Annotated in this window: 23 protein-coding genes; 8 read left to right on the forward strand and 15 right to left on the reverse strand. The window is 72.8% G+C overall.

Annotation, left to right across the window (positions count from 1 at the left end):
• Both recA and IF88_RS0110745 read right to left on the reverse strand, forming a co-directional pair.
• Positions 1-1,116, reverse strand: a complete 1,116-nt coding sequence (gene recA / locus IF88_RS0110740) for a recombinase RecA (protein WP_030709705.1) — start codon at positions 1,114-1,116, stop codon at positions 1-3.
• Positions 1,117-1,446: 330 nt separating this feature from the next.
• A complete protein-coding gene (locus IF88_RS0110745; RefSeq protein WP_030709707.1) occupies positions 1,447-2,577 on the reverse strand; it encodes an NADH:flavin oxidoreductase in 1,131 nt (376 codons plus the stop codon).
• Between the two features lie 187 nt (positions 2,578-2,764).
• Here IF88_RS0110745 and IF88_RS0110755 point away from each other — a divergent pair, with 187 nt between their 5' ends.
• Together IF88_RS0110755 and IF88_RS0110760 are read left to right on the forward strand one after the other, a co-directional pair.
• Positions 2,765-3,214, forward strand: coding sequence for a MarR family winged helix-turn-helix transcriptional regulator (locus IF88_RS0110755; protein WP_234323485.1), 450 nt, complete (start codon positions 2,765-2,767; stop codon positions 3,212-3,214).
• A gap of 11 nt (positions 3,215-3,225) precedes the next feature.
• Positions 3,226-3,546, forward strand: coding sequence for a hypothetical protein (locus IF88_RS0110760; protein ID WP_030709710.1), 321 nt, complete (start codon positions 3,226-3,228; stop codon positions 3,544-3,546).
• A gap of 149 nt (positions 3,547-3,695) precedes the next feature.
• Here IF88_RS0110760 and IF88_RS0110765 read toward each other — a convergent pair whose 3' ends face one another.
• Positions 3,696-4,148 (reverse strand): iron chaperone, encoded by a 453-nt coding sequence (locus IF88_RS0110765; protein ID WP_030709712.1) that lies wholly within the window; start codon positions 4,146-4,148, stop codon positions 3,696-3,698.
• A 237-nt stretch (positions 4,149-4,385) separates the two neighbouring features.
• Here IF88_RS0110765 and IF88_RS0110770 point away from each other — a divergent pair, with 237 nt between their 5' ends.
• On the forward strand, positions 4,386-5,144 hold the full coding sequence (locus IF88_RS0110770) for a Clp protease N-terminal domain-containing protein (RefSeq protein ID WP_030709715.1): 759 nt from the start codon (positions 4,386-4,388) through the stop codon (positions 5,142-5,144).
• Here IF88_RS0110770 and IF88_RS0110775 read toward each other — a convergent pair.
• Together IF88_RS0110775 and IF88_RS0110780 are read right to left on the reverse strand one after the other, a co-directional pair.
• Positions 5,095-6,186, reverse strand: a complete 1,092-nt coding sequence (locus IF88_RS0110775) for an AI-2E family transporter (RefSeq protein WP_051836700.1) — start codon at positions 6,184-6,186, stop codon at positions 5,095-5,097. The two genes, IF88_RS0110770 and IF88_RS0110775, sit on opposite strands and share 50 nt — an antisense overlap.
• A gap of 264 nt (positions 6,187-6,450) precedes the next feature.
• Positions 6,451-6,645: a DUF3046 domain-containing protein gene (locus IF88_RS0110780; protein ID WP_030154244.1), complete on the reverse strand. Its 195-nt coding sequence runs from the start codon at positions 6,643-6,645 to the stop codon at positions 6,451-6,453.
• An 81-nt stretch (positions 6,646-6,726) separates the two neighbouring features.
• Here IF88_RS0110780 and IF88_RS0110785 point away from each other — a divergent pair, with 81 nt between their 5' ends.
• The gene (locus IF88_RS0110785; protein WP_234323481.1) at positions 6,727-7,791 is read left to right on the forward strand and encodes a hypothetical protein; all 1,065 of its coding nucleotides are present in this window, start codon (positions 6,727-6,729) and stop codon (positions 7,789-7,791) included.
• Here the strand turns inward: IF88_RS0110785 and IF88_RS0110790 are convergent.
• The 4 genes from IF88_RS0110790 to IF88_RS0110805 form a co-directional block, all read right to left on the reverse strand.
• Positions 7,760-8,068 (reverse strand): AzlD domain-containing protein, encoded by a 309-nt coding sequence (locus tag IF88_RS0110790; protein ID WP_030709721.1) that lies wholly within the window; start codon positions 8,066-8,068, stop codon positions 7,760-7,762. The genes IF88_RS0110785 and IF88_RS0110790 overlap by 32 nt on opposite strands.
• Positions 8,065-8,787, reverse strand: a complete 723-nt coding sequence (locus IF88_RS0110795; protein ID WP_078892824.1) for an AzlC family ABC transporter permease — start codon at positions 8,785-8,787, stop codon at positions 8,065-8,067. Before IF88_RS0110795 ends, IF88_RS0110790 begins: the two co-directional genes overlap by 4 nt.
• Positions 8,788-8,847: 60 nt before the next feature.
• A complete protein-coding gene (locus tag IF88_RS0110800) occupies positions 8,848-9,192 on the reverse strand; it encodes a DUF2716 domain-containing protein (protein WP_051836702.1) in 345 nt (114 codons plus the stop codon).
• 243 nt (positions 9,193-9,435) lie between these two features.
• Positions 9,436-10,269, reverse strand: a complete 834-nt coding sequence (locus IF88_RS0110805; protein ID WP_030709729.1) for an AraC family transcriptional regulator — start codon at positions 10,267-10,269, stop codon at positions 9,436-9,438.
• An 80-nt stretch (positions 10,270-10,349) separates the two neighbouring features.
• Between IF88_RS0110805 and IF88_RS0110810 the strand changes: the two genes are divergently transcribed.
• From IF88_RS0110810 to IF88_RS0110825, 4 genes are all read left to right on the forward strand, one after another.
• A complete protein-coding gene (locus IF88_RS0110810; protein ID WP_030709731.1) occupies positions 10,350-14,939 on the forward strand; it encodes an ATP-dependent helicase in 4,590 nt (1,529 codons plus the stop codon).
• Positions 14,940-15,096: 157 nt separating this feature from the next.
• Positions 15,097-15,792: a hypothetical protein gene (locus IF88_RS0110815; protein WP_051836703.1), complete on the forward strand. Its 696-nt coding sequence runs from the start codon at positions 15,097-15,099 to the stop codon at positions 15,790-15,792.
• A 144-nt stretch (positions 15,793-15,936) separates the two neighbouring features.
• Complete coding sequence (locus tag IF88_RS0110820; RefSeq protein WP_030709735.1) at positions 15,937-16,731, forward strand: Fpg/Nei family DNA glycosylase; 795 nt, start codon at positions 15,937-15,939, stop codon at positions 16,729-16,731.
• 64 nt (positions 16,732-16,795) lie between these two features.
• Positions 16,796-17,566 (forward strand): SDR family NAD(P)-dependent oxidoreductase, encoded by a 771-nt coding sequence (locus IF88_RS0110825; RefSeq protein ID WP_030709737.1) that lies wholly within the window; start codon positions 16,796-16,798, stop codon positions 17,564-17,566.
• 492 nt (positions 17,567-18,058) lie between these two features.
• Here IF88_RS0110825 and IF88_RS0110830 read toward each other — a convergent pair whose 3' ends face one another.
• The 6 genes from IF88_RS0110830 to IF88_RS0110855 form a co-directional block, all read right to left on the reverse strand.
• The gene (locus IF88_RS0110830) at positions 18,059-18,439 is read right to left on the reverse strand and encodes a helix-turn-helix domain-containing protein (protein ID WP_030012484.1); all 381 of its coding nucleotides are present in this window, start codon (positions 18,437-18,439) and stop codon (positions 18,059-18,061) included.
• Positions 18,440-18,548: 109 nt separating this feature from the next.
• The gene (locus IF88_RS0110835; protein ID WP_030709739.1) at positions 18,549-19,058 is read right to left on the reverse strand and encodes a CinA family protein; all 510 of its coding nucleotides are present in this window, start codon (positions 19,056-19,058) and stop codon (positions 18,549-18,551) included.
• A gap of 89 nt (positions 19,059-19,147) precedes the next feature.
• On the reverse strand, positions 19,148-19,804 hold the full coding sequence (gene pgsA / locus IF88_RS0110840; protein ID WP_030709741.1) for a CDP-diacylglycerol--glycerol-3-phosphate 3-phosphatidyltransferase: 657 nt from the start codon (positions 19,802-19,804) through the stop codon (positions 19,148-19,150).
• Complete coding sequence (gene rimO / locus IF88_RS0110845) at positions 19,801-21,288, reverse strand: 30S ribosomal protein S12 methylthiotransferase RimO (RefSeq protein ID WP_030709743.1); 1,488 nt, start codon at positions 21,286-21,288, stop codon at positions 19,801-19,803. The genes pgsA and rimO overlap by 4 nt, the downstream gene beginning before the upstream one ends.
• A gap of 126 nt (positions 21,289-21,414) precedes the next feature.
• Positions 21,415-22,314: a helix-turn-helix domain-containing protein gene (locus tag IF88_RS0110850; protein WP_030709745.1), complete on the reverse strand. Its 900-nt coding sequence runs from the start codon at positions 22,312-22,314 to the stop codon at positions 21,415-21,417.
• 220 nt (positions 22,315-22,534) lie between these two features.
• Complete coding sequence (locus IF88_RS0110855; RefSeq protein WP_051836716.1) at positions 22,535-25,336, reverse strand: DNA translocase FtsK; 2,802 nt, start codon at positions 25,334-25,336, stop codon at positions 22,535-22,537.
• Positions 25,337-25,443 lie beyond the last annotated feature (107 nt).

Below are 25,443 nucleotides of genomic sequence, written 5' to 3' on the forward strand. Positions count from 1 at the left end.
TCAGCTCTTGGCCACGGCGGCCTTGGCCGTCGTCTTGGCCTTCGACGCGGGGGCGGGCACGGCCGAGGCCTCGGCGGGCGCGGCGGCACCGGCGTCGGCGGGGGCCGCGGCGGCGTCCTTGCGGACACCCACGCCCAGCTTCTCCTTGATCTTCCGCTCGATCTCGTTGGCGAGATCGGGGTTGTCCTTCAGGAAGTTACGGGCGTTCTCCTTGCCCTGGCCGAGCTGGTCGCCCTCGTACGTGTACCAGGCACCGGCCTTGCGCACGAAGCCGTGCTCCACGCCCATGTCGATCAGTCCGCCCTCGCGGCTGATGCCCTGGCCGTAGAGGATGTCGAACTCGGCCTGCTTGAACGGGGGCGCGACCTTGTTCTTGACGACCTTGACGCGGGTGCGGTTACCGACCGCGTCCGTGCCGTCCTTCAGCGTCTCGATGCGGCGGATGTCGAGGCGCACGGAGGCGTAGAACTTCAGCGCGCGGCCACCGGTGGTGGTCTCCGGCGAGCCGAACATCACACCGATCTTCTCGCGGAGCTGGTTGATGAAGATCGCGGTGGTCTTGGACTGGTTGAGCGCACCGGTGATCTTCCGGAGCGCCTGGCTCATCAGTCGGGCCTGGAGACCCACGTGCGAGTCGCCCATCTCACCCTCGATCTCCGCGCGCGGCACCAGGGCCGCCACGGAGTCGATGACGATCAGGTCGAGGGCACCGGAGCGGACGAGCATGTCCACGATCTCCAGCGCCTGCTCGCCGGTGTCCGGCTGCGACAGGATGAGGTTGTCGGTGTCGACGCCGAGGGCCTTCGCGTACTCGGGGTCGAGCGCGTGCTCGGCGTCCACGAAGGCGACGGTGCCGCCGGCCTTCTGCGCGTTGGCCACGGCGTGCAGGGTCAGGGTCGTCTTACCGGAGGACTCCGGCCCGTACACCTCGATCACGCGGCCGCGGGGCAGCCCGCCGACGCCGAGCGCGATGTCCAGCGCGGTCGACCCGGTGGGGATGACCTCGATGGGGTCGTTCGGCTTGTCGCCGAGGCGCATGACCGCACCCTTGCCGAATTGCCGTTCAATCTGTGCGAGCGCGGCGTCGAGAGCCTTCTCGCGGTCGGTGCCTGCCATGGGTTCCACCCGGTTTGCTTGAGTCGATCGCTTCACGCCATTGACGCTAATGCCTGCCACTGACAATGCGCCTCCACGACCGGTTCGGCTGTGGATAACTCATCAGAATGGATGTTCGATTTCCCTGTCAAGCGCACCACGCCCAACCCCCGGTTCCGGCCGGAGGCCGGCGTCTCAGATGATCCGGTCCCCATGGAGCGTGCCGCCAGGACCCAGGACGGCGGGCAGAGCGGCTCGACTGGCTGCCTCCACACCGGCCGCACGCGAACGCCCCGTGACATCGGCGGTCCGATGTCACGGGGCGGCCTCGGACGGCAGCCGTCCGGACGGCTACCGGCTGAGCGACCTGAGCGCCGCAGCGTCGTACGGCTTCAGCTCGTCGAAGCGGTTGCCGAGGACCTTCGCCGCCCACTGCGGGTCCTGGAGCAGCGCCCGGCCGACGGCGACCATGTCGAACTCGTCGCGTTCCATGCGGTCCAGGAGATTGTCGATGTCGCCGAGCGCCGCGCCCTCGCCGGCGAAGGCGCGGAGGAAGTCGCCGTCGAGGCCGACCGAACCGACGGTGATGGTCGGCCGGCCGGTGAGCTTCTTGGTCCAGCCCGCCAGGTTCAGGTCCGAGCCCTCGAACTCCGGGAGCCAGTAGCGCCGGGTGGAGGCGTGGAACACGTCGACGCCCGCCGCCGCCAGCGGGGCCAGGATCGCCTCCAGCTCCTGCGGGGTCTGCGCGAGCCGTGCGTCGTAGGCCTCCTGCTTCCACTGCGAGTAGCGGAAGATCACCGGGAAGTCGGCAGGGACGCGCTCGCGGACCGCGGCCACGATCTCCGCGGCGAACTTCGTACGGGCCACCGCGTCGCCGCCGTAGGCGTCGGTGCGGCGGTTGGTCCGCTCCCACAGGAACTGGTCGAGCAGGTAGCCGTGGGCGCCGTGCAGCTCGACGCCGTCGAAGCCGATCCGCTCGGCCTCCGCGGCGGCGTCGGCGAACGCGCCGATGACGTCGTCGAGGTCGGCGCGGGTCATCGCCTTGCCGGTCCCCTCGGTGCCGTCGACGCGGATGCCGGAGGGGCCGACGGCGGGGGCGTCGGCATACGGCGCCTCGCCCTGCTTGCGCACCATGCCTATGTGCCACAGCTGAGGCACGATCGTGCCGCCCGCCTCGTGCACGGCCGCGGCGACCTTCTCCCAGCCGGCCAGCTGGTCCTCACCGTGGAACCGCGGCACCCGGTCGCTCTGCCCGGCGGAGTCGTGGCCGACGTAGGTGCCCTCGGTGACGATCAGGCCGACGCCCGCGGCGGCCCGGCTGGCGTAGTACGCCCGCACGTCCTCGCCGGGCACACCGCCGGGTGAGAACATCCGCGTCATCGGCGCCATCGCGATGCGGTTGGGGACGGTCAGGCCGTTCAGCCGGACGGGCCGGGACAGGATCTCGGCCGCGCGGGAGGCGGTGGACGTGGTGACGGTCATGCGGGTCCTCCGGTGTGAGGCTGTGGCTCGTCGGGGTGACAACGAGAAGTGCATAGTACACACGCTATGTATCATGCATATTGCCGTGGAGGCCGGCCCGCGGAGGTTCACCAGTCCGCCGGTCCGCGATAATGGAGCGCCGGAGGGAGCGGGAGGCGCAGTGCTGGAGAAACTGGAGCGGGAGCTGATGCTGCTCTCGCGGCACCAGGTGCTCGCCCGGCGAGAGCGCGACCCCGAGCGCCTGGAGCGGTCGGCGTACCTGCTGCTCAGCCGGATCGACACGCAAGGCCCCATGTCCATAGGGCAGCTGGCGGAGGCCTTCGGGCTCGACACCTCGACCGTGAACCGCCAGACGGCCGCGCTGCTGCGCTGCGGACTGGCCGAGCGCGTCGCGGACCCGGACGGCGGCATGGCCCGCAAGCTCCGCATCACCGTCGAAGGCGGCCGCCGGCTCGCCGAAGACCGCGAGGTCAACCGTTCCTGCCTGGCCCGGGTGGTCGCCGACTGGTCCCCCGAGGAAGTACGGGAGCTGGAGGAAGCCCTGCTCCGCCTCAACCGCAGCGCCGAGGCCCTCGAAGGACGGTACTGGCCGCGCACGGAGGAAGACGGGGGCCCTTCCACGTGCTCTGCGCCGTGAAAGGCTGAGGCATGGCCCATCACCTGCGGTTCTTCTTCGAATACGGCGTCGACACGCCGTTGTGGCCGGGCCCGTCGGACGTACCCGCCCTCGACAGCCCGTACGGGTACCCCTGCGCCCCGGAGAAACTGCCCATCACCGCGGTCGCCGGCAACGAGCTCACGCGACTCGCCGAGCTTTACCAGTCCTCACTCGACTGGGACCACCCGACGGGTCCTTCGCCCTGGACCCGTGAGCAGCAGGAGTCGTTCCGGTGTGAGGCCGATGCGGCACTGGAGGCGTTGCGCCGCGAGCTGGGCGACGGCTGGACGGTTGAGGACCGAAGGGGCTGAGCCACGCCCGCGGCCGACACCCGGCAGCCGACACCCGGCAGCCGACAGCCGACAGCCGACAAGAGTGCGCAGCCGGCCGGCTGTGGCGCGCGGCCGCAGGAGCCCCCGCCCAGCCCCCGGGCGGGAGCCAGGCCCGTCCGGGCGCGGGGTCAGCTCACGGCCTGCTTGACCAGCGCCGCGATCCGCTCCTCCACCTCGGCCGTCACCTCGGTCAGGGCGAAGCCGGCCGCCCACATCGCGCCCTCGTCCAGCTTGGCCTGGTCGCTGAAACCGAGGGTGGCGTACCGCGCCTTGAACTTCTCCGCGCTCTGGAAGAAGCAGACGACCTTGCCGTCCAGGGCGTAGGAGGGCATCCCGTACCAGAGCTTCGGCGCGAGGGCCGGGGCACTGGCCGTGACGACGGCGTGCACGCGCTCGGCCATGATCCGGTCCGAGTCCTGCATCTCGGCGATCTTCGCGAGGACGTCCCGCTCCGCCTCCGCCGCCTTGTCCGCGCGCGAGCCACGGCGCGCGGCCGCCTTCAGCTCCTGGGCATGGTCCTTCATCGCGGCCCGCTCCTCGGCCGTGAATCCCTCGTGCGTGCTGCCGCTGGTCTCGCTCATGACGGATCTCCCCCTTGAGGTTCTCGATGCGCGCGCCTTGGGAGAGACCATAAGCCCGCCCACTGACACGGCCCCTGTCGAGGCGTCACAAGGAAGGGACGCGCAACAGCGTTTGTCCACGGCTTGGTTGCGAGGAGCGGGCAGCACGCAGCGGGCAGCCGATCGCCGCAAGCGCGAGCAGGCCGACTGACAACCCAGGGTTGACACTCTCTCGACTGTCAACCTACGGTTGCACCCATGACGAACCCTCCCGTGGAACCCGTTCGCATGACCAATCCGGTCCGCCTCGACGACCTGATCGAGGCCATCAACAAGGTTCACACCGACCCCCTGGAGCAGCTCAGCGGCGCCGTCGTCGCCGCCGAGGCCCTCGGGGACGTCGCGGACCACCTCATCGGCCACTTCGTCGACCAGGCCCGCCGCTCCGGCGCCTCCTGGACCGACATCGGCCGCAGCATGGGCGTCACCCGCCAGGCGGCCCAGAAGCGCTTCGTGCCCAAGGCGGACAAGGAGGGTGCCGCCGCGCTCGACCCGAACGCGGGCTTCGGCCGCTTCACCGCCCGCGCCCGCGACGTCGTGGTGACCGCGCAGAACGAGGCCCGCGCCGCCGGCGGCACCGAGATCCGCACCGACCACCTGGTCCTGGGCCTGCTGGCCGAGCCCGAGAGCTTCGCGGGTCTCGCCCTGGGCGCCCAGGGGGTCGCGGCGGACGACGTACGCGCCGCCGTGGCCGCCGTACTGCCGCCTCCCCAGGCGGAGGTCCCCGACCTCATCCCCTTCGACGCGTCCGCGAAGAAGGCCTTGGAGCTCACCTTCCGGGAAGCCCTGCGCCTGGGTCACGACTACGTCGGCACCGAGCACATCCTGCTCGCGCTGCTGGAGCTGGAGAACGGCGAGGGCCCGCTGAGCGGCCTCGGCATGCGCAAGGCCGCCGCCGAGGCGACCGTCATCGAAGCCGTGGAAAGCGCACTCGGCGCCGCCGGGGACGCGCCGTAGAGAAATCGGCCGCCTCCGTCAGCGCGTAGCGCTTCACGTACGCGCCGAGGAAGGCCTGCAGCGTGGCGACGGCCGGGATCGCGATGAGCGCCCCGACCGCGCCCAGCAGGGCGGTGCCCGCGATGACCGATCCGAAGGCGACCGCCGGATGGATGTCCACGGTCTTCGAGGTCAGCTTGGGCTGCAGGACGTAGTTCTCGAACTGCTGGTACACCACGACGAAACCGAGGACGTACAGCGCGTACCAGGGGTCGACGGTGAAGGCGATCAGAACCGGTAGCGCACCCGCGAGATAGGTGCCGATGGTGGGGACGAACTGGGAGACCAGACCCACCCACATCGCGAGGGCGGGCGCGTACGGCACCCCGAGGACCGCCAGCACGATGTAGGTGGCGATACCGGAGATCAGCGCCATCAGCCCGCGCGAGTAGAGGTAGCCGCCCGTCTTGGCGACGGCGATCTCCCAGGCGCGCAGCACCTCGTCCTGCTTGGCGGGCGGCAGTACGGAGCACAGGGCGCGCCGCAGCCTCGGTCCGTCGGCGGCGAAGTAGAAGGAGAACAGTCCGATCGTCAGCAGCTTGAAGAGTCCGCCGAGCACCGTGGCGGAGACGTCGAGCACGCCGGACGCGCTGTTCTGCACGTACTTGCGCAGCCAGTCGGAGCGCAGCACGCTCTCCTGGATCTCCAGCCGGGAGAGTTCGGTGTGGAAGGCGGAGTTGATCGCTTTGATCACCGAGTCGAGATAACCCGGGAAGCCCTCGACCATGGCGACGATCTGCCCGGCGAGCAGCGAGCCGAGCAGCGTGAGGAAGCCGGCGGTCACGATGCACAACGCGAGGAACATCACGAAGGTGGCGAGCCCGCGGCGCACGCCGCGGGCCGCCATCCCGGACACCGCCGGTTCGATCGCGAGTGCGAGGAAGAACGCGATCAGGATGTTGACGAGGAGGCCGATGAGCTGGTGGAAGGCCCAGCTGCCGAGCTGGAAGCAGGCGACGAGCGCCAGGACGAGGATCACGGCGCGCGGCAGCCAGCGCGGCATCCGCGCCTCCGCCCCTTCGGGGGCGGCGGGGACCGCTCCGGCCGGGGGGACGCCCGCCCCGCCGGGTCCGGCCTGCGGGACGGGGCCGCCGGGGGCTACCGGACGCCGGGAGCCGCCGGGGCCTTCACCGGCGCTTCCGGCACGCGCATCGCCCGGATCGGGGACGTCGGCGGTCTGGTCGTCGGTCGTCGTCTCATCACTGGCTGCCACGCCACCAAGTCTGGCCCACCGACCGCACGAACCACGAAGTGGTGCGCGGCGGCGTCAGCGCAGCGAGGCCGGCACGTCCATCGCCGAACACACGGCACGCCACACGTCCTTGGCCTCCCAGCCCGCGTCCAGCGCCTGGTGGACGGTCCGCCCGCCCAGTTCGGTCATGACGTGGTCCCGTGCGAAGGAGTCGGCGTAGCCCGCGCCGAAGTGCTCGGCCATCCGCTCCCAGAAAATCGTCAACCGCATGCCCCCAGTATCCCGCCCCGGGAGAGTGCACCGGCCGCGTTCGCCCCTCCCGGCCGCACCGCCGCGTCCTACGTTGCACGCATGCCCGGAGACGAAGCTTCCTCGCAGACGTCGCAGACCCCACGGCCCACGCAGGCCACGCGGGCCACTCAGGCCCCACAGTCCGCGCAGAGTCCGCAGAGCCCCGAGAACCCACAGAGCCCGCAGAGCCCGCAGAGCCCGCTGGCCCGCGCCGAGCAGTTCATCTGGCTCACGGCCCGCGTACTGGAGCAGCGGCGGTTCGCGTACCACTTCCTCGGCGGGGACGCCGACCCGGTGGACACCGCCCTCGGCTCCTACCTCAACGGCGACGGCGGCTACGGTCACGCCCTCGACCCGGATCTGCGCGGCCCGCTCAGCCAGCCCCTGCACACCGCGCACGCGCTGCGCGTGCTGGACAGCCTGGGCCGCTGCGCCGGGCAGCGCATCGAGCGGCTCTGCCGCCACCTGACCGGGGTCTCCACCCCGGACGGCGCGCTCCCGGTGGTCTCCCCGGCCCCGCGGGCCTACCCGGCGGCCCCGTACCACCCGACGTACGACGCCCCGCCGGGCGAACTGCTGACCACGGGCCCGGTCGTCGGCCTGCTGCACCGCAACCGGGTCTGGCACGCCTGGCTCTTCCGGGCCACCGACTTCTGCTGGGACCGGGTCGAGGGCCTGCGCCACTCGCATCCGTACGAGGTCCAGAGCGCGGTGGCCTTCCTCGACGGCGTCCCTGACCGGGCGCGCGCCGCGGCGGCCGCGGACCGGCTGGGCCGGCTGGTGCGCGAGCAGCGGCTCGTGGTGCTGGACCCGCGGCGGCGGCCGGAGTACCCGCCGGCCCCGGGCTACGCGCCGGGCGAGCAGCTGTTCCCGCACGACTTCGCACGGCGGCCCGAGTCGCTGGCCCGCGGCTGGTTCACGGACGAGGAGATGCGCCGCTCGCTGGACTTCCTGGCCGCCGCCCAGCAGGTGGACGGCGGCTGGCCGGTCCGCCGCGAGGCCTGGGCGCCGGGGAGCTCGCTGGAGCGGCGGCCGATCGCCACGCTGGAGGCCTTGCTGACCCTGCGGGCGTACGGGCGCCTGCCGGACGGGATCAGCCGCCCAGGACCCGTACCCCCGCGGTGACGACGACGGCGGCCGCGACCACGACCAGGAACGGGGCCCGCAGCAGCAGCGCCAGCCCGGCGGCGGCGAGCCCGGCGGCGCGGGCGTCGACGACGAGGGCGGACCCGGTGCTGAAGGTCTGCTGGGCGGTGAGCGCGGCGAGCAGCGCGACCGGCAGCAGGGCGGCCAGCCGGCGCACCGTCGGCCGCTCCAGGGCTCCGGCGGGGACGAGCAGCCCGGCGAGCTTGACGGCGTAGCAGCCGACGACCGTGATGGCGATGGCGATCCAGACGTTCACGGCCGGCGTCCCTTCATCCACAGCACGACGGGGGCGGCCAGGGCCGCGATCAGCACGGGCACCCCGGCGGGCAGCACGGGCAGGAAGCCGAGCCCGAGCACGAGCGCGAGGGCGGCGACGGCCCGTTCGGTGGCGGTCTTCAGCATCGGCGCGAGCAGGGCCAGGAACACGGCGGGCCCGGCGGCGTCCAGCCCCCACGCCTTCGTGTCCCCGATGGCCTCGGCGCCGAGCGCGCCGAGCAGGGTGGTCAGGTTCCAGAGCGCGTACAGGCTGAGCCCGGTGACGGTGAAGCCGAGGCGGGCCGACTTCCGGTCGGGCTGGGCCAGCGCCACGGCGGTGGTCTCGTCGATCACCCAGTGCGCGGCGAAGGGCCGTACGGTGCGGGGCAGCGCGAGCAGCTGCGACAGCCGCAGCCCGTAGAAGGCGTTGCGGGTCCCGAGGAAGAAGGCCCCGGCGGCGGCGGTGAACGGGTTGCCGCCCGCGGCGAGCGCTCCGACCAGGGCGAACTGCGAGGCGCCGGTGAAGACGAGCAGGCTCAGCACGCACGCCTGGAGGGTGCTGATGCCGGCCCCGGCGGCCGTCACCCCGAAGGCGAACCCGGACAGTCCGACGGCCACCCCGACCCCGAGCGCGTCCCGGACGACGGCGGCCCGCGGCCGCTCGTCGGGCTTTGGTCTCTCTCGTATCTCTGGCTCTGTGACCAGCTGCTTCTCTCCCACGCCCCGAAACTACGCGGAGCCCGCCGCGTGGGTCTTGTACGTTCTTGCGCGCACCCGGCGTCAGTCCCGCCGCCGCACCGGATCGCCGAGCAGCCCGGTCAGCTCCGCCTCCACGACGGCCGGCAGCGACGCCCCGAACACGCAGAGCGTGTGCTCCCAGGGGTGCCCGAACGTGCCGAAGCGCAGCCCGGGGTCGAGGTAGAGGTGGTAGTCGCCGTCCGGGTAGACGGAACCCGGCCACTTCGGGCGGCCGGGGCCGCCCACCCGGTGCGGCTCGAAGGCGTAGCCGATGTGCTGCCAGTCGAGCCAGTACAGCGTGTCCCCGGGCCCGGTGACGGCGCGCAGCGCGCGCTCGGCGATCCGGCCGAGCTGGTCGAGGCGCTCCTCCCGGCCCTGACCTTCCACAGCGCGGGCTCGCCCCGCCCGGCGAACGCCTGTTGCTGGCGCCGCACCAGTTCGGCGAGCTCGGCGCGCGGCGTCGTCCGGGGCAGCGGCGGGTGCTGCACCGTCCCGTGCGTGCCGTAGTGGGTGCGGACGAGGGGCCCGTCCCGCTCCACCACGGCGCCGACGGGAGGCCACTCGGGCACCCGTCCCCGCACCTGCTCGTCGTAGCGCGCCAGCACTCCCCCGATGTCCATGATCGGCAGACTAGACGGCCCGGCCCCGCCGGTAGGCGCCCGGCGGGACTCCCACGATGCGGGTGAAGTGCCGGTTCAGGTGCGGCTGGTCGGTGAAGCCGACGGTGACGGCCGCCTCCGCGGGCGGGGTGCCCGTGTCGAGCAGCCGGCGGGCCTGGCGGACCCGGGCGTCGGTGAGCCAGGTGTGCGGCGGCATCCCGTACTGCTCGCGGAAGGCCCGCAGCAGCGCGAAGGGGCTGGTCCCCAGGTCCGCCGCCAGCTGCTCCAGCGACGGCGGGTCGGCCATCCGCTCCGCCAGCACCGCCCGGGCCCGTTCGGCGTCGGCGGCGCCCGCGCGCCGTACCGGACGGGCCGGCAGCGGGCCCGCGTGCCGCGTCAGCATCCGCGCCACGACTCCCCGCAGCAGCGTGTCGGCGGCCAGCGCGTTCCCCGCCTCGGCGGCCCGGTGCACCTCGGTGATCGTCCGCGAGCCGTGCGGGTCGGTGACCACGTCGGCCGTGAAACCGGGGGTGCCGCGCAGGGTGCCGATCTCGTCGGCGACCTCGGTGATCAGCGCGCGGGAGGGGTAGAGGGTGGCGTAGGCCCAGCCCTCGGGCACCCCGGCGCGCGCGGTGTGCGGCACCTCGGGGTTGATCAGGACCACGCTGCCCGGACCGGCGCGCACCACTTGGCCGGGCAGGCCGACCTCCTCGATGCCGCCGGTGACGGCCGCGATGACGTACCCGTCGTGCGCGTGGCGCGGGAAGGTGTGGCGTACGTAGTGGGCGCGCAGCAGGTCCAGCCCGGGCAGCTCCGCGTAGTGCCAGTGCCGCGCCCACTCCCGGCCGCCCTCTTCCGTCCCCATGCCCCCATTCTGCGCCCCGGCGGCGGCGCACGTTTCCCCAGGTCCGGGCCGTTGTCAGTGGCCGGGTGCACGATGGGGGCATGGCAGGCGCTGCGCTCGACTCGTTCTCCCCCGCGACACGTTCGTGGTTCACGGGGGCCTTCCGTACACCCACCACCGCACAGGAGGGTGCCTGGCGGGCGATCGGGGAGGGCTCGGACGTGCTGGTCGTGGCTCCGACCGGCTCCGGCAAGACGCTGGCCGCGTTCCTGGCCGCCCTCGACCGGCTCGCCTCGACCCCGCCGCCCGCGGAGTCGAAGAAGCGCTGCCGCGTGCTGTACGTGTCGCCCCTGAAGGCCCTGGCCGTCGACGTGGAGCGCAATCTGCGCAGCCCGCTGACCGGGATCCGGCAGGAGTCCGTCCGGCTCGGCCTGCCCGAGCCGGACATCCGGGTCGGGATCCGCTCCGGCGACACCCCGCCCGCCGAGCGGCGGGCGCTGGTCACCCGCCCGCCGGACATCCTGATCACCACCCCCGAGTCGCTGTTCCTGATGCTGACCTCGGCGGCCCGGGACGCCCTCACCGGGATCGAGACGGTGATCCTGGACGAGGTGCACGCGGTGGCCGGGACCAAGCGCGGCGCCCACCTCGCCCTCTCCCTGGAGCGGCTGGACGAGCTGCTGCCGCGTCCGGCGCGCCGGATCGGGCTGTCGGCGACGGTCCGGCCGGTGGACGAGGTGGCCCGGTACCTCGCGCCGCGCGGCAAGGTGGAGATCGTCCAGCCGCCCTCCACCAAGGAGTTCGACCTGTCGGTGGTCGTCCCGGTGCAGGACATGGGCGAGCTGGGCGGTTCGCCCGCGACGGAGGGCAAGGAGGGCGGGGACAAGCCGTCGATCTGGCCGCATGTGGAGGAGCGGATCGCGGACCTGGTGCAGGCCCACCGCTCGACGATCGTGTTCGCCAACTCCCGCCGCCTCGCCGAGCGGCTGTGCAACCGGCTCAACGAGATCGCGTACGAGCGCGCCATGGGCGAGCGGCTGCCGGAGGGTTCGCCCCCGGCCGAGGTCATGGCCCAGTCGGGCGCCGCCCTGGGCGCCCCGCCCCTGCTGGCCCGCGCGCACCACGGCTCGGTCTCCAAGGAGCAGCGGGCGATCGTGGAGGAGGACCTGAAGGCGGGCCGGCTGCCGGCCGTGGTCGCCACCTCCAGCCTGGAGCTGGGCATCGACATGGGCGCGGTGGACCTGGTGGTGCAGGTGGAGTCGCCGCCGTCGGTGGCGTCCGGGCTCCAGCGGGTGGGCCGGGCCGGCCACCAGGTGGGAGCGGTCTCCACCGGGGTGGTCTTCCCCAAGTACCGCGGCGACCTGGTGCAGGCGGCCGTGGTCACCGAGCGGATGCGCACGGGCGCGATCGAGTCCCTCCGCGTCCCCTCCAATCCCCTCGACGTCCTGGCGCAGCAGCTGGTCGCGATGGTCGCGATGGACACCTGGCAGCTGGACGACCTCCTCGCCCTGGTCCGGCGGGCGGCGCCGTTCGCCGCGCTGCCCGAGTCGGCGTTCACGGCGGTGCTGGACATGCTGGCCGGCCGCTATCCGTCGGACGCGTTCGCCGAGCTGAGGCCGCGCGTGGTCTGGGACCGGGTGGCGGGGACGATCACCGGGCGGCCGGGGGCCCAGCGCCTCGCGGTGACCTCCGGCGGCACCATCCCGGACCGCGGTCTCTTCGGCGTCTTCCTGGCCGGCTCGGACCCGAAGAAGGGCGGCGGCCGGGTCGGCGAGCTCGACGAGGAGATGGTCTACGAGTCCCGCGTCGGGGACGTCTTCACCCTGGGCACCACCTCGTGGCGGATCGAGGACATCACCCGCGACCGCGTCCTGGTCACCCCGGCCCCCGGGGTGCCGGGCCGGCTGCCGTTCTGGAAGGGCGACCAGCTCGGCCGCCCGCTCGAACTGGGCCGCGCGGTCGGCGCGTTCCTGCGCGAGCTCGGCGGCCTCACCGACGAGGACGCCCGGCTGCGGCTGCTGGCGGCGGGCCTGGACGCCTGGGCCGCCGAGAACGTCCTGGCGTACCTCGCCGAACAGCGCGAGGCCTGCGGCCACGTCCCCGACGACCGCACCATCGTGGTGGAGCGCTTCCGCGACGAGCTGGGCGACTGGCGGGTCGTGGTGCACTCCCCCTTCGGCGCCCAGGTGCACGCCCCGTGGGCGCTGGCGCTGGGCGCCCGCCTCGCCGAGAAGTACGGCATGGACGCGCAGGTGATGCACGCCGACGACGGCATCGTGCTCCGCCTCCCGGACGCGGACCTGCTCTCCATGGACCTGCTCGATCACGACCCCGCGGCTCCGCAGCCCTTCGAGTTCGACGACGAGCAGGCCCCGCTGGGCGCGGCCGACGTCGCCTTCGACCACGGCGACATCAACCAGATCGTCACCGACCAGGTCGGCGGATCCGCGCTGTTCGCGTCCCGCTTCCGCGAGTGCGCGGCCCGCGCCCTGCTGCTGCCGCGGCGCAGCCCGGGCAAGCGCACCCCGCTGTGGCAGCAGCGCCAGCGCGCCTCACAACTGCTCCAGGTGGCCTCGGAGTTCGGTTCCTTCCCGATCGTGCTGGAGGCCGTACGCGAATGCCTCCAGGACGTCTTCGACGTGCCCGGTCTGACCGAGCTGATGGGGGACATCGAGGCCCGCCGCGTGCGCCTGGTGGAGGTCACCACCCCGGAGCCCTCCCCCTTCGCCCGCTCCCTCCTCTTCGGGTACGTCGCCCAGTTCCTCTACGAGGGTGACTCGCCGCTCGCCGAGCGCAGGGCGGCCGCGCTGTCGCTGGACTCCCGGCTGCTGGCCGAGCTGCTCGGCCAGGCGGAGCTGCGCGAGCTCCTCGACGCGCAGGTGCTGGAGGAGCTGGAGCGGGAACTCCAGTGGCTCACCGAGGACCGGCGGGCGAAGGATCCCGAGTCGGTGGCCGATCTGCTGCGCATGCTGGGCCCGCTGACGCAGGACCAGCTGACCGAGCGCGGGGCGGAGCCGGCCTGGGCCCAGGAGCTCGCCGCGGCCCGCCGCGCCATCCGGGTCCGGATCGGCGGCGCGGACCACTGGGCGGCGATCGAGGACGCGGGCCGGCTGCGGGACGCGCTGGGCACGGCGCTCCCCGTCGGAGTCCCGGAGGCGTTCACCGAGCCGGTCAAGGACCCGCTGGGGGACCTGCTGGCCCGGTATGCCCGTACCCACGGGCCGTTCACCACGGCCGCCGTCGCCGCCCGCTTCGGCCTGGGCACGGCGGTGACCGAGGGCGCCCTGCACCGGCTCGCCGCGGCCGGCCGGGTGGTCCAGGGCGAGTTCCATCCGGCGGGCATCGGCCAGGAATGGTGCGACGCGACGGTGCTGCGCCGGCTCCGCCGCCGCTCCCTCGCCGCGCTCCGCCAGGAGCTGGAGCCCGTACCGCCGACGTCGCTGGCCACGTTCCTGCCCCAGTGGCAGCACCTCGGCGGGGCCCTGCGCGGCCTCGACGGGCTGGCCCGGGCGGTCGAGCAGCTCCAGGGCGCCCCGGTTCCGGCCTCGGCACTGGAGCGCCTGATCCTCCCGTCCCGGGTGGCGGGCTACTCCCCCGGCCTCCTGGACGAGCTGACCACGGCCGGAGAGGTGGTCTGGGCGGGCGCCGGAGCCCTCCCGGGCAAGGACGGCTGGATCTCCCTCTACCTGGCGGACGCGGCCCCCCTGCTCCTGCCCCCGCCGCACCCGCTGGATCCGAGCCCGCTCCACCAGGCCGTGCTGGCCTCCCTGACCGGCGGGTACGGCCTGTTCTTCCGCCAGATCGCGCAGTCGATCCGCGCCGACTTCCCCGAGGTCTCCGACCTCGCCCTGTCCGAGGCGGTGTGGGACCTGGCCTGGTCGGGCCGGCTCACCAACGACACCCTGGCCCCGCTGCGCTCGCTGCTGGGCTCGGGCCGCACGGCGGGCTCCACGGCCCACCGGGCCCGGCGCACGGTCCCCCGCGGCCGGTACGGCACGCTCAGCGCAACCGTGTCCCGTACCGGCCCGCCCACGGTCTCCGGGCGCTGGTCGCTGCTGCCGTCCCAGGCCCCCGACCCGACCCACCGGGCCCACGCGCTGGCCCGCACCCTGCTGGACCGGCACGGCGTGGTCACCCGGGGCGCGGTGGCCGCGGAGGGCGTGGAAGGAGGCTTCAGCGCGGTCTACCGCGTTCTCTCGGCCTTCGAGGACAGCGGCCAGGCCCGTCGTGGCTATGTGGTCGAGGGGCTGGGCGCTGCGCAGTTCGCGATGGACGGCGCGGTGGACCGCCTCCGGGCCGCGGAGCGGACCCCGCCCCCGCTGGCGGCGGTGGTCCTGGCGGCCGCCGACCCGGCGAACGCGTACGGCGCGGCCCTGCCCTGGCCCGAGCCCCCGGCCGGGGCCACCCACAAACCGGGCCGCAAGGCGGGCTCCCTGGTGGTCCTGGTGGACGGCGAGCTCACCCTGTACCTGGAGCGCGGCGGCAAGACCCTGCTGGCCTGGCCCCCGCCCGAGGACCCCCGCCTCGCGGCCGCCACCGCAGCCCTGGCGGCGGCCTCGCGCGCGGGCACCCTCCCGGCCCTCACCGTGGAACGCATCAACACGGCCGCCGCCCTGACCTCCCCCCTGGGCCGGGCCCTGGAGGCGGCCGGTTTCCACGCCACACCGAGGGGTTTGCGCTTGCGGTCCTGACGAGTGCAAACCGGCGCCGACTGTTCCACTCACGTCCTGGACATGTCACAGAACCGTTGTGGGCCGCCCCCTGGGCTGGCGCAGCTGCTTACTCGTGCCTTATCAAGATGATCACAGGCATTGCATTGGCGATGCACAATCATGGGGGAGTAGAAGAGTGAGCACCATCAGCATGCGTACCACCACCCTCGGCGCGGTCGTTCTGGCGGTCGCCGGCACCCTGGCCCTGACGGGCTGCAAGAACGGCAACGAGGAACTCGCCCCCGCACAGCCGAGCGGTTCCGCCTCGGCCGGAGCCCCGTCCTCCGCGTCCGGCGGCCCGTCCACCTCGGCCAGCCCCAGCGCCGCCGACCCCGCCGCGGGCGGCAGCGAGGCCCCCGCCGGGGCGAACGGCACGGCGAAGTCCGGCCAAACCTTCAAGATCGGCGAGGCCGCGGAGATCCCGTTCAGCTACGGAAGCAACAAGGGCGGCCAGATCGCCCTCACGGTCACCGCGATCGAGCAGGGCAACCCCGCCGACCTGGACGCGCTCAAGCTCGGCGACAAGGTGAAGGGGATGATCCCGTACTACATCCGCTACTCGGTCAAGAACACCGGCACCACGGACCTGTCCTTCTCGTCCGTGACCCAGGTCAAGGGCCTGCTCGGGGACGGCACCGAGGCCCAGCGCGTGTCGATCATAGGCAAGTTCGAGAAGTGCCCGAACGAGTCGCTGCCGAAGGGGTTCGTCAACGGCCAGACGCAGACCAGCTGCGCGGTAGCCCTCGCCCCGTCGGCTCAGACGAAGGTCAGCGCCGCCGAGTACTGGGGCAACCCGTACGGCTACCCGAACAAGGGTCTCGTCTGGAAGTGACGAGCGGCCCCTCCGGCCCCTCAGACCGCTCCTGCCCCACCTGACCCTCCCGACCCTCCTGATCCAAAAGAGAGCCCCTGCGGCCGCACCCCGCCGCAGGGGCTCCCGCACTCACACAGGCCGCGGGCGAGTGAGAATGGCCCCATGCCCGAAGGCGACAGCATCCGGCGCGCGGCGACCCGTCTCCACGCCGCCCTGGCAGGCCGCGAACTCACCCGCAGCGACCTCCGCGTCCCCCGCTTCGCCACCGCCGACCTCACCGGCCGCGTCACCCTCGACGTCACCCCCCGCGGCAAACACCTCCTCGCCCGCTTCGAGGGCGGCCTCACCCTGCACAGCCACCTCCGCATGGACGGCGCCTGGCACGTCTTCGCCACCGGCGAGAAGTGGCGCGGCGGCCCCGTCCACGAGATCCGGGCCGTCCTCGGCACCGCCGGGCACACCGCCGTCGGCTACCGCCTCCCCGTCCTGGAACTCATCCGCACCGCCGACGAGGACCGGGTCGTGGGCCACCTCGGCCCCGATCTCCTCGGCCCGGACTGGGATCCCGCGCGAGCCGCCGCCAACCTGCTCGCCGCCCCCGAGCGCCCCCTCGGCGAGGCCCTGCTCGACCAGCGCAACCTCGCCGGGATCGGCAACATCTACAAGGCCGAGCTCTGCTTCCTGGCCGGGGTCACCCCGTGGACACCGGTCGGCGCGCTCCCCGAGGCGACCCTGCCCCGCCTGGCCTCCGCCGCCCACCGGCTGCTGTCCGCGAACACCGGCGCGCGGCCGGGCCCCCGCAACACCACCGGCCTGCGCCGCCCCGGCCAGGACCTCTTCGTCTACGGCCGTGCCCGCCGCCCGTGCCTGCGCTGCGGCACCCCCGTCCGCGAGGCCCCCCAGGACGGCCGCCCCACCTACTGGTGCCCCCGCTGCCAGCCGGGGCCCACGCCGTAGGCGGTGTCCAGGCGGTGGGACGCACTGGTTGACGGCCCGTCAGATTCAGTCGTACCGTCCCGTCATGCCCACACCCACGGCCTCGTACGACCTCATCGGCCGCACCGCCCTGGTCACCGGCGCCGCCAGCGGCATCGGCCGCGCCACCGCCGTCCTCCTCGCCGAGGCGGGCGCGCACGTCCACTGCGCGGACCGCGACGAGCAGGGCCTCGCCGAGACGGCCGCCCTCGTCACCAAGGCCGGCGGCGCCGCCACCGTCCATCCCCTCGACGTCACCGACCGGGCCGCGCTCCGGGCGGCCGTGACCGCGGCGGGCCCGCTCGACATCACGGCCGCCATCGCCGGAGTCATGCACACCAGCAGCGTCCTGGAGACGACCGACGAGGACCTCGACCGGGTCCTGGACATCAATTTCAAGGGGGTGCTGCGCACCTGCCAGGAGGCCGCCCGCAGCATGATCGCGGCGGGCCGCCGCGGCTCCATCGTCACCATGGCCTCCGGGGCCGTGGACGCCGCCCAGCCCGGCCTGCTCTGCTACAGCGCCGCCAAGGCCGCCGTGGTCCAGCTGACCAAGACCCTCGCCACCGAGGCCGGCCCGCACGGCATACGCGTCAACGCCGTCGCCCCCGGCTGGATCCGCACCCCGATGACCGGCCGCCACAGCCCCGAGGTCCAGGAGCAGACCGAGGCGGCGATGGCCCGCATGTCCCCCCTGCGCCGGGTCGGCGAGCCCGAGGACATCGCCCAGGCGGTGCTCTACCTGGCCTCGGACGCCTCGTCGTTCATGACGGGTCAGATCCTTCGCCCGAACGGCGGAGTGTCGATGCCCTGGTAGACCCGGCACCGCCCGCGCCGCCCCCACCGGACGCACCGCCCGCGTCTCCGGAGCCGCCAGGACCCCCCGGACCCCCCAGGCCGTCCGCTCCCCCGGTGGCCCCGCCGCGGACGCCGGCACCCGCCGACCGCCGGGCCTTGCGCACCGGGCCCGGTACACAGTGCACCGGCAGCAGCCCCAGCCCCCAGCCGCCCACCGCCACCGCGCCCTCCACCGCCCCGGACTCCTCGGGCGCCAGTACCAGCCGCAGCACGGCCCACCACCACAGCACCCCCACCGTCAGCGCGAGGGCCAATGCCGCAGGTATGCGCAGTAACCGCCGCACGGCTGCCTCCCTGGGGGTCCCCCCAGACGGAGTCTGAGGGCCGGGACCCGGACTGCCCCATCCTCGCGCACCGCCCCCGGCACCGCACCCAGAACGGCCAGGAGCCCCGGCCGGTGCTTCACGCACCGGCCGGGGCTCCTGCCACGCTCAAACGCTCACGTGCTCGCTCACGCGGCTACGACATTCACCGCTTCCGCAGGCGCCTTGATGGTCACCCGCTCCGGTCCACCCGTGACCGAAGCCATGGAGACCGAATTGAGCATCGGGCGGACCGGCACGCTCACCGGTTCGCTTGCCGCGGCCGACTGTGCCAGCTCGGCCAGCGACAGTTCGTCACTGACTTCGCGCATCAGCTCGGACATCCGTACGTCCAACGCGTCGCAGATCGCGGAGAGCAGCTCGGAGGATGCCTCCTTCTGCCCCCGCTCCACCTCGGAGAGATAGCCGAGCGAAACTCGGGCCGACGAGGAGACTTCGCGCAGAGTACGGCCCTGGCGCTGGCGCTGCCGACGCAGCACGTCACCCAGCAGGCGACGGAGCAGAATCATCGGTGGCTCCCTCCTCTGACCGTGTAGCCGCATCCTTCACGCCCCACCGTACCGCCTCGCGCCGCGGCCGTGCGGGGAGCGATGTCGTGTTCACTCAGGGCTGCAAACATCAAATCCCCCCGTTCTGTTCCGTATCCTGCCTCCGCGCATTCTCACGGAGTTGGCCTGAGAGAAGCTCGAGCACTGTGCGTGCACTCTCCCTACGAATTTCCGTACGGGAGCCGTTCAACCTCAGCCGGACCGTTTTCCTGCCCCCCGGACCGTCCACCGCGACGAAAACCGTGCCCACCGGGTGCCCGTCCTGCGGCTGCGGACCGGCCACCCCAGTGGTCGCAATTCCCCACGAAGCGCCCATCAGCCGCCGCACACCGGCTGCCATCTCCGCCGCGACCTGCGCGTTCACCGCGCCTTCGGCCGCGAGCAGCTCCGCGTCGACCCCGAGGACCCGGTGCTTGATCTCCGTGGCGTACGCCGTGACGGATCCGCGGAAGGACTGCGAGGCGCCGGGGACCGCCGTGAGCTCGGCGGCCACCATGCCGCCGGTCAGGGATTCCGCCACGGCGAGCGTCTGGTCACTTTCCGTGAGCAGCCGCAGCACCTCCGCGGCGATGTCGAACACATGGTCGACCTCTCCGACCGTGCCGGCCCCGCCCGGCGACGTCTCCGCTCCGCCTCCGGTCACCCGGAAGGAATCCCCCGCCCCGTAGGTCACCGCGCGGCCCGCTCCGCCTCGAGACCCTGGCGGCGCAGTACGACCGCCTGCCGGATGTAGTCCAAACCGGTGACCACGGTCAGCACGACTGCGATCGCCATCACCCAGAAGCGCATGGTCGCCAGCGCCCCGGTCAGCGCGAGCACGTACATGCCCACCGCCGTGCCCTGCGCCAAGGTCTTGAGCTTGCCGCCACGGCTGGCCGGAATCACTCCGTAGCGGATGACCCAGAAGCGCAGCAGCGTGATCCCGAGCTCCCGCCCGAGGATCACCCCGGTCACCCACCAGGGAAGGTCACCGAGCCAGGAGAGGCAGATCAGCGCCGACCCCATGATCGCCTTGTCGGCGATGGGGTCGGCGATCTTGCCGAAGTCCGTGACCAGGTCGTACGTGCGGGCCAGGTGCCCGTCGAAGATGTCCGTGATCATGGCGACGGCGAACGCCGCCCAGGCCCAGGCCCGCCAGGCCGGGTCGTAGCCGCCCTCGGCGAGCAGCAGGAAGACGAATCCCGGCACCAGGACGAGCCGGATCATCGTCAGGATGTTGGCGATGTTCCACAGGCTGGCCTGATTGACCGCCGCGGCCCCCAGCTTCGCGCCGGGTACGGGCCGGCGATCGGTCCCGCCCGCCGCAGATGCCGGGACTCCGGTCATCCGGCCGCCTCCTCAAGATCCATGCCCAGGGGCTCCGCCACCAGGTCCACCCCGAGGGTGCCGACCACCTTGGCGGTGACGATACGCCCGGGGACCAGGCCCGTGCTGTCCGTGAAGACGACCTGGCCGTCGGTTTCGGGGGCCTGGTGGGCGGCGCGCCCGTAGGCACCGTCGCCGTCCTCGTCGACCGTCTCCACGGACTCGACGAGTACCTCCAGGGTCTCTCCGATGCGCTCCTCGGCGCGCTGCGAGGTGAGCTCCTCGGCGAGCCGCTGCATGTGCGCGAGCCGCTCGGCGATGGTGTCCTCGTCCAGCTTGTGGTCGTAGCCGACGGCCTCGGTGCCGTCCTCGTCGGAGTAGCCGAAGATGCCGATGGCGTCGAGCCGCGCGTGGGTGAGGAAACGCTCCAGCTCGGCGAAGTCCGACTCCTTCTCGCCGGGGAAGCCGACGATGAAGTTGGACCGCACACCGGCCTGCGGGGCCTTGCTCCGGATGGTGTCCAGCAGCTCCAGGAACCGGTCGGTGTCACCGAAGCGGCGCATGGCGCGCAGCACGTCGGGGGCCGAGTGCTGGAAGGACAGGTCGAAGTACGGGACGACCTTGGGGGTCGAGGTGAGCACGTCGATCAGGCCCGGCCGCATCTCGGCGGGCTGCAGGTAGCTCACGCGCACGCGCTCGATGCCGTCGACCGCGGCCAGCTCGGGCAGCAGGCTCTCCAGCAGCCGGATGTCGCCGAGGTCCTTGCCGTACGAGGTGTTGTTCTCGGAGACCAGCATGACCTCCTTGACGCCCTGCTCGGCGAGCCAGCGGGTCTCGCCCAGCACGTCGCTGGGGCGGCGGGAGATGAAGGAGCCGCGGAAGGACGGGATGGCGCAGAAGGAGCAGCGCCGGTCGCAGCCGGAGGCCAGCTTGACCGAGGCCACGGGGCTCTTGTCCAGGCGGCGGCGCAGGGGTGCGCGCGGCCCGGAGGCGGGCGCGAGCCCGGTGGGCAGGTCGGCGGGGGCCTCGGCCGGCTCCTGGGCGTGGCCGGGGAGGGCCACGTCGGCGCTCTGCCGCTCCGCGGGGCTGATCGGCAGCAGCTTGCGCCGGTCGCGCGGGGTGTGGGCCTCCACGCTGCCGCCGTTCAGGATGGTCTGGAGGCGGTTGGAGATGTCGGCGTAGTCGTCGAAACCGAGGACTCCGTCGGCTTCCGGCAGGGCTTCGGCGAGCTCCTTGCCGTAGCGCTCGGCCATGCAGCCGACGGCGACGACCGCCTGGGTCTTGCCGTGATCCTTGAGATCGTTGGCTTCCAGGAGGGCGTCTACGGAGTCCTTTTTGGCGGCTTCGACGAAGCCGCAGGTGTTGACGACGGCTACGTCCGCATCGGCGGCGTCCTCGACGAGCTCCCAGCCATCCGCCGCCAGGCGGCCTGCGAGCTCCTCCGAGTCCACCTCGTTACGGGCGCAGCCAAGAGTGACAAGGGCGACGGTACGGCGTTCGGGCATGGACTCAAGACTACTTCGTCCCGGCGTCGGCCCCAGCCGCAAGTCCCGGTACAGCAAGATCCCCGGGGTGCGGCGCAGCACCCCGGGGATCCGGATTTCCCTGTTCCGCCCTGGGGCGGCCTCCGATCAGCCCGCCTGGGGCTGGTCCTGAAGAGGGTCCGCCTTGGTGTATGTGAGACGTTCCACCTGACCCGGCTGGAAGTCGTCCTTGATCTCCTTGCCGTTCACGAAGAGCTTCACGGCCCCGGCGTCGCCGAGCACGAGGTCGACGGACTCCTTGTCGGTGAAGGTCTTGGACTGACCCTGCGTGAGGGTGCCGTCGAAGAGCAGCCGGCCGGTGGAGTCCTTCGCGGAGATCCAGCTCTCGCCGGTGTCGGCCGTCAGGACGACCGTGACGAGGTCCTTGGGCGCGGCGGCGATCGCGCTGTCCGAGGGCTCCGGCTTGGGCGGGGCCGGGGTCGGCTGGGGCTGCGCGGCCGGCTTGCCCCCGGTCTGCTTGGGTGCTGCCGGCTTCGGCGCGGCGGAACCTTCCGCCACCGGTCGCTTGTCCTTCGCGTCGCCGCCGCTGAAGGCGGTGAAGCCCACGAAGCCGATCACGGCGACGATGGCGGCGACCATGGCCGCGGTCCAGTTGGGCCGCTGCCGTTCGGGACGGATGCGCTCGGCGTCGAACATCGGCGCGGCGGGCGTGGGTGCCGGCCGGCCGCCGTGGGCCGCGTCGTAGCTCTCGACCAGGGGTACCGGGTCGAGGTGGACGGCGCGGGCGAGCGTACGGATGTGACCGCGGGCGTACACGTCGCCGCCGCACCGCGTGAAGTCGTCCTCTTCGATCGCGTGCACGATCGGGATGCGCACGCGGGTGATGGAACTGACCTCGTCGACGGTGAGCCCGGCGGCGATGCGGGCCTTCTTGAGGGCGGTCCCGATGGACGGGGTCTCGACGGGTCGTTCGACGATGCGGTCCTCGGACCGGTCGTCGGTCGAAGGCCGCTCTTCTTCGGGGGAGTTGGCGTTGCCGATGGACACGTGGGCGCCTTTCGAGCGTGTAGCCACCTGCTGGATGTCCAGTCTAGGGGGGTGACGAAAGGGTGGAGCAACCGGAGGGTGCACTTCATACGCCATACGAATGGCGAAGGGAGGTCCGCTCCGGCGTGGCGGACCGACGCCGTACGCGAGGTCGTGCGCGGTGCCACTACCTCCCTTCAACTGGACGTGGGCCCAAGGGAAACGGTTGCTCGCGATTTGATTACGGATGGGCCTCGCCGCGGATGACGGCGAGCACGTCGTCCAGCTCGTCGGCCTTCAGCAGGACGTCGCGCGCCTTCGAACCCTCGCTCGGACCGACGATCCCCCGCGATTCCATGAGGTCCATCAGCCGCCCGGCCTTGGCGAAGCCCACCCGCAGCTTGCGCTGGAGCATCGAGGTGGAGCCGAACTGCGTGGTGACCACCAGCTCCGCCGCCTGGCACAGCAGGTCCAGGTCGTCGCCGATGTCCTCGTCGATCTCCTTCTTCTGCTTCTGCCCGACCGTGACGTCCTCCCGGAAGACGGGCGCCATCTGGTCCTTGCAGTGCTGGACGATCCCGGCGATCTCGTCCTCGGTGACGAAGGCCCCCTGGAGGCGGACCGGCTTGTTCGCCCCCATGGGCAGGAACAGCCCGTCGCCCTTGCCGATGAGCTTCTCGGCGCCCGGCTGGTCGAGGATGACCCGGCTGTCGGCGAGCGAGGAGGTGGCGAACGCGAGCCGCGAGGGCACGTTCGCCTTGATCAGGCCGGTGACCACGTCCACTGAGGGCCGCTGGGTGGCGAGCACCAGGTGGATGCCGGCCGCGCGGGCCAGCTGGGTGATCCGGACGATCGAGTCCTCGACGTCGCGCGGGGCCACCATCATCAGGTCGGCCAGCTCGTCGACGATCACCAGCAGGTACGGGTACGGGCTGAGCTCCCGCTCGCTGCCCGGCGGCAGTTTGATCTTGCCGTCCCGGATGGCCTGGTTGAAGTCGTCGATGTGCCGGTAGCCGAAGGCGGCCAGGTCGTCGTAGCGCAGGTCCATCTCGCGCACGACCCACTGGAGCGCCTCGGCGGCCCGCTTGGGGTTGGTGATGATCGGCGTGATCAGGTGCGGAATGCCCTCGTACGCCGTCAGCTCCACCCGCTTGGGGTCGACGAGCACCATCCGCACGTCCTCCGGGGTCGCCCGGACCATCACGGAGGTGATCAGGCAGTTGATGCAGGAGGACTTTCCGGAACCGGTGGCGCCGGCCACGAGCACGTGCGGCATCTTGGCGAGGTTGGCCATGACGTAGCCGCCCTCGACGTCCTTGCCGAGCGCGACCAGCATCGGGTGGTCGTCCTCGGCCGCGTCCGCGAGCCGCAGTACGTCGCCCAGGTTGACCATCTCGCGGTCGGTGTTCGGGATCTCGATGCCGACCGCCGACTTGCCCGGGATCGGGCTGATGATCCGCACGTCCGGCGAGGCCACGGCGTAGGCGATGTTCTTGGTCAGGGCGGTGATCCGCTCGACCTTGACCGCGGCGCCCAGCGTGACCTCGTACCGGGTGACCGTCGGCCCCCGGGTGAAGCCGGTGACGTCCGCGTCGACCTTGAACTCGGTGAACACGTTGCGCAGCGAGGCGACCACCGCGTCGTTGGCGGCGCTGCGGGTCTTGCCGGGCCCGCCCTTCTCCAGCAGGTCCAGCGAGGGCAGGGCGTACGTGATGTCCCCGCGCAGCTGGAGCTGCTCGGCGCGCGGTGGCAGCGCCTGGGTCTGCGGCGGGGCCTTGGTCAGGTCGGGCACCGACAGGGTCCCGGAGGCCGCGGCGGTGGTGGCGTGCGGCTGCTCGGCGGGGGGCTCGGAAGCAGTCGGAGGCTCGGGGGCGACGGGCGCCGCGGGGCGCTCCCCGCGGGCGGTCGGCACGGGCGCGGTGATCTCCGCGTCCACGCCCTCCCGCTCGACGGTGATGCCGTGCGTGAGGTCGGCGACGAGCGGGGAGGGCGGCAGGCCGCCGTAGACCGCCCCGTCCAACGCGGCGGCGGCCGCCGCGGCCACGTCGACGGCGTCCATCTCCCGGTTCATGGCCGGCCGGGCGGAGCTCCTGCGCGGCCGGCGCCGCCGGGCGAGCGCCTCCTCCTCGGCGGCGTCCGCCGGGCCGTCGGAGCCGACGGACGCGCCCGTACGGGCCCGCCACTGCTCCGCGTCGTGCCGGTCCCGGCGCTCGGCGGCGCCGTCGGCCTCCCCGTACCCCTCGTCGTACGCGTTCGGGGCGATGATCCCGAGCCGGATGCCGAGCCTGCGCAGTCGCTGCGGGATCGCGTTGACCGGGGTCGCGGTGACCACCAGCAGCCCGAAGATCGTGAGCAGCACCAGCATGGGCACGGCCAGCGGCGCGCCCATCGTGAAGATCAGCGGCTTGGAGGCGGCCCAGCCCACGAGCCCGCCCGCGTTCTGCATCGCGGTGGTGCCCTCGTCGCGGCCGGGCGCCCCGCAGGCGATGTGGACCAGGCCCAGGACCCCGATGACGAGGGCGGAGAGCCCGATGCCGATGCGGCCGTTGGCGTCGGTCTGCTCGGGATGGCGGATGAAACGTACCGCCATGACGCCGAGCAGGATCGGCACGAGCAGATCCAGTCGCCCGAAGGCACCGGTGACCAGCATGGTCACCAGATCCCCGACCGGACCGCTCAGGTTCGACCAGGTACCGGCGGCCACGATCAGCGCGAGGGCGAGCAGCAGCAGCGCGACGCCGTCCTTGCGGTGGGCGGGGTCGAGGTTCTTGGCCCCCTGGCCGATCCCGCGGAAGACGGCGCCGACCGCGTGCGCGCAGCCGAGCCACACCGCGCGCACCAGCCACACCACGCCCCCCGTCGGGGACGGCGCGGGCTTGGCCGCGGCCTTCTTGGCCGGGGCGCGCTTGGCGGCCGCCGCCTTCTTCGCCGGGGGCTTGCGCGCGGGGGCCGCCTTCTTGGCCGGCGCCGTCGTACGGCCGGTGCGGCCCTTCGCGGTGCCCGCGGTGCTCTGGGAACCCTTGCCGGACGTACTTGAGGCCATGGGCCCGAGGTTACCGGTGCGCGCGCCGGTGGACACGCGTGCCCACCCCTTCACCCGTTCGTGTCGTCGGCTCCGCAGGTGCTTTGACGCACCGCCAGAGCCGACGC

It is taken from the genome of Streptomyces sp. NRRL F-2580, assembly GCF_000720115.1.
In the GTDB taxonomy this organism is placed as follows: domain Bacteria; phylum Actinomycetota; class Actinomycetes; order Streptomycetales; family Streptomycetaceae; genus Streptomyces.